The organism is Anaerolineae bacterium (genome assembly GCA_014360855.1).
GTDB lineage: Bacteria > Chloroflexota > Anaerolineae > JACIWP01 > JACIWP01 > JACIWP01.
In genome coordinates, this window is sequence record JACIWP010000281.1 from 1 (window position 1) to 3678 (window position 3678).

Below are 3678 nucleotides of genomic sequence, written 5' to 3' on the forward strand. Positions count from 1 at the left end.
GCCCGCGTGTCGTTGTAATAGGTATCCGTGCAGGTGATGAGCCGGGCTGCCTGGCGCTGGATGGCTTCGACAACCCTCGGATGGCAGTGCCCCAGGATAGCCACGCCGTGCCCCGTCGCGCAGTCAATGTATGAGCGTCCCTGGTCGTCCCAGACGCGAGCACCCTGCCCGCGTACCAGGACAATGGGGCGCTTGGCATGGACGCCGCTCTCATGCCGGTTCTCGATCTCGATAATGTTCATAGACCTGTCCTTTGTAGAGGAGGAATCAGTCGATGACGGTGCCTTCGCCGGCCAAGGCCCGCTGGAGCGGCCGTTCGACGCGCGCGTCGGCAAAGACCACCCGGCGCACGCCGCCGGCCAGGGCCTCGCTGGCGCCCATGACCTTCTTTTTCATCCGTCCATCGGCGTACTGCATGAACTCATCCAGCCGCGCCGCCGGGATATGGCGGATGAGGGTGCTTTCATCGGGGAAATTCTTCAACAGGCCGGGCACGTTGGAAAGGATGATCAACTGCTCCGCGCCCATGGCGGAAGCCACCATCGCCGCCGCCCGGTCGCCGTCCACGTTGATGGCCTCGCTCTCGAAGCTGATGGCCGGCGGCACCAGCACCGGCAGATAGCCGTTGTCCAGGAGCAGGTGCAGGAGATGGGTGTTTACCTTCTGGACGATGCCGGTGTAATCATCGCGCAGGATCATGCGCCGGCCGTCCTTGATGATCTTGATGGCATCCTTGCGCTTGCCCTCCAACACGCGGCCGTCGATGCCGGACAGGCCGACCGCGTTGGCGCCGTAGCGCTGGAGAAGCTCCACGATGCCCTTATTGATTTTGCCGGCGTAGACCATTTCCATGATCTCCAGGGTGCGGCGGTCGGTGCGCCGGCTGACAATCCCCGACACCGAGGTCACGAACTCCGGCGGATGTCCCAACTGTTCCGCAATCTGATTGGTCTCGTAATTGCCCCCGTGGAGCAAAATCAACGGCTGGCCACTGCGGAAGACCTGCGCCACATCCTCACAGACGCGCTCCAGGTCAATGCCCTGGCCTCCGCCCACTTTCACGACGATCATCGCTCGTTCTCCTGCAAGAGGGATGGAATGGAAATGCCGGGATCAGATGGGATGCAGGCCGGGGAACTCCAGCCCCGCCTTCTCATCCCAGCCCAGCATGATGTTCATGCACTGTACGGCACTGCCGGCGGCGCCCTTCATCAGGTTGTCAATGGCCGCAATGGCGACGACGCGGCCCGTGGACTCGTCCAGCGCGAAGCCCACCTCGGCGTAATTACTGCCGGCGAGGATCTTGGGCTCCGGATAGCGGTAATTGCCCCGCTTTTCCTTCACGATACGCACGAACGGCTCCTTGTCATAGGCCTGCCGGTATATCTTCCACAGGTCGCGCTCGGTCAGCGGCTCCTTGAGGAACAGGTGCGCGGTGGCCAGCGCGCCGCGCACGATGCCCAGCGCGGTGGCGGAAAGATGCACCGCCGGCGGCTCCCCGCCCAGCGCCATCTCTTGGATGACCTCAGCGGTATGGCGGTGACCGACCGGGGCATAGGAACGCACGACGCCGGCGCGTTCGGGATGATGGGAATCGGGGCTGGGGTGATGGCCGCCTTCGGAGGAGCCGGCCTTGACCTCCACGATGATGCCGCGCCGGCGGTCCACCACATCCGCCGCGAAGAGCGGGTACACGGCCAGGTTCACCGCCGTGGCGTTGCAACCCACCCCGCTGACGTAGCGCGCCGTCCGCAGTTCCTCGCGGTGCAGTTCCGGCAGGCCGTAGACGAACTTCGAGAGCCAGGCCGGCGCCGCATGCGGCTGTCCGTACCACTGCTCGTACAGCGCCGGGTCACGCAGGCGAAAGTCAGCGGACAGATCAATAATATACGTCGCCATCTGGGCGAACTCGTCAATACGTTGTTGGGCCTCCCCATGCGGCAGTGCCAGGAAGAGAATATCGCACGGCTCCAACTGCTTGGCCGAGGTGAACTTCAGCCGGGTATGGCCGCGTAGGTTCGGATGGGTCAGATGCACATACTCCCCCACCAGGCTCTCGGAAGTCACCTGGGCGACCTCTACGTGGGGATGCCAGAGGAGCAGGCGCAGGAGCTCCCCTCCTGCATAGCCAGAACCGCCAACGATGGATGCCTTCAACACGTTGCTTTCTCCTTCTCGACTTCCTCTCCAGGATAGGGATAGCGACCTTCGACGATGCCAATGACGTAATCGGCAACCTCCCCCGGCAGGTTCACCTCCGTGACATGCGCACTGCGGCCGAACTCCATCATGCCGTTAACCTCATTGACCAGCAGGCCGCGTTCGGGATCTTCCAGCAAGTCCACCCCCACGATGCCCCCGCCGACGGCTTTGGCGGCGGCCACGCACAGGCGGTCCAGCTCCGGCGTGATCTCACAGGGGAGCGGTTCGCCGCCGCGGGCGGTGTTGGTGATCCAGTGCGGGGCGGCGCGATAGATAGCACGCACCGTGCGGTCGCCAATGACGGCGGCACGGATGTCGCGGTTCGGTTTGCGGATAAACTCCTGAATATAGAAGATAGAATGCTGGTAGTTGCCCAGCACGCTCTTGTGCTCCAGCACAGCCTCGGCCGCGTCGCGGTCGTTGATTTTGGCCAGGAGCCGGCCCCAGGAACCCACCAGGGGCTTCAGCACCACGGGGTAGCCGATCTCCTCGATGGCTTCCAGGGCCGACTCCGGCGTAAAGGCGATGACGGTGCGCGGCGTGGGTATGCCGGCTCGCTGGAGGGCTGTCGTGGTCAGCAGTTTGTCCCCGCAGATTTCCAGGGTCTTGTACGGGTTGATGGTGCGCACCCCCCAGTGCTCAAAGATGTGCTGGGCGTAGAGGCCGCGCGAGTAGTTCAGCGACCTGCCCACCACGATGTCAAAGTGCAGGCTCGGTTTGGCAGTGTCCAGGACAAGCTGGCGGTCATCAATGATCTCGATATCCACGCCGCGGTCCTGGAACGCCTGGAGGAGAAGCTTTTCTTCCAGCCGAATCCGCGAGCAGACAATACCCACTTTCATAGGCGTTTACTCTCCCCAATCCTCATCTTCTTCGGGCGCCAGAGCCAGTTCGAGGGGCTCAAGGCTGACGACCTCGCATTCCACGCCGCAGTCGGCGCAGACGACGATCTCGCCCACCATGATGTCGTCATCCAGTTCCATTTCGGCACCGCATTCGGGACATTCGCACAACATGGTTCTTTCTCCTTTCCTTGCTGACTGAAATTGTTAGCAATATAGCCGGCACCGCTGATGCGGTGGGGCGTCGGAATAAAAGGGCCCAGACTCATGGGATACAGAGCCTGGGCGCGTCATGGCCGGCGGTACAGGTGCTTCCCGGCACCTCGAATATCATAAAAAAACCAGCCTCCCTGCTCTGGAAAGGGCCTGGAGGCTGGCTTAGGCGCTGAACTGGTGCACAGGGCGCGCAAAGCAAGTCTAACCAGACCCTCGGCCTGGTCGCGGGTACACCTTGCTTCGCTTGGCTCGGAGCGAAAGACGCAACATGTTCGCCCTGCTTTCCCTGTCGAATGATGCACGAATAAAATAACACAATCCCGCCGGCTTGTCAAATGACGCTTTTCGGCCTTTCTTCGCCCCGATTTGACATCCCCGGCCGGCCGCCTGACGACTCGATCGCGCGACCATTCGTGAC

The 3678-nt window shown here is 62.5% G+C and carries 5 protein-coding genes; all 5 read right to left on the minus strand.

Annotation, left to right across the window (positions count from 1 at the left end; genetic code table 11):
- Positions 1 to 242, minus strand: a 242-nt coding sequence (locus H5T60_12650; GenBank protein ID MBC7243279.1) for an aminotransferase class III-fold pyridoxal phosphate-dependent enzyme, incomplete at its 3' end; no start/stop codon positions are given.
- 25 nt (positions 243 to 267) lie between these two features.
- Complete coding sequence (locus H5T60_12655) at positions 268 to 1071, minus strand: [LysW]-aminoadipate kinase (protein MBC7243280.1); 804 nt, start codon at positions 1069 to 1071, stop codon at positions 268 to 270.
- A gap of 42 nt (positions 1072 to 1113) precedes the next feature.
- On the minus strand, positions 1114 to 2160 hold the full coding sequence (locus tag H5T60_12660) for an N-acetyl-gamma-glutamyl-phosphate reductase (GenBank protein MBC7243281.1): 1047 nt from the start codon (positions 2158 to 2160) through the stop codon (positions 1114 to 1116).
- Positions 2154 to 3044 (minus strand): lysine biosynthesis protein LysX, encoded by an 891-nt coding sequence (gene lysX, locus H5T60_12665; GenBank protein ID MBC7243282.1) that lies wholly within the window; start codon positions 3042 to 3044, stop codon positions 2154 to 2156. The genes H5T60_12660 and lysX overlap by 7 nt, the downstream gene beginning before the upstream one ends.
- A 6-nt stretch (positions 3045 to 3050) precedes the next feature.
- Complete coding sequence (gene lysW, locus H5T60_12670) at positions 3051 to 3218, minus strand: lysine biosynthesis protein LysW (GenBank protein ID MBC7243283.1); 168 nt, start codon at positions 3216 to 3218, stop codon at positions 3051 to 3053.
- Positions 3219 to 3678: the final 460 nt, after the last annotated feature.

What these genes read in the sequence shown, in the direction of transcription:
- H5T60_12655 (MBC7243280.1), bottom strand. Translation starts at nt 1,071, where the DNA reads ATGATCGTCGTGAAAGTGGGCGGAGGCCAGGGCATTGACCTGGAGCGC.
- lysX (MBC7243282.1), bottom strand. Translation starts at nt 3,044, where the DNA reads ATGAAAGTGGGTATTGTCTGCTCGCGGATTCGGCTGGAAGAAAAGCTT.
- lysW (MBC7243283.1), bottom strand. Translation starts at nt 3,218, where the DNA reads ATGTTGTGCGAATGTCCCGAATGCGGTGCCGAAATGGAACTGGATGAC.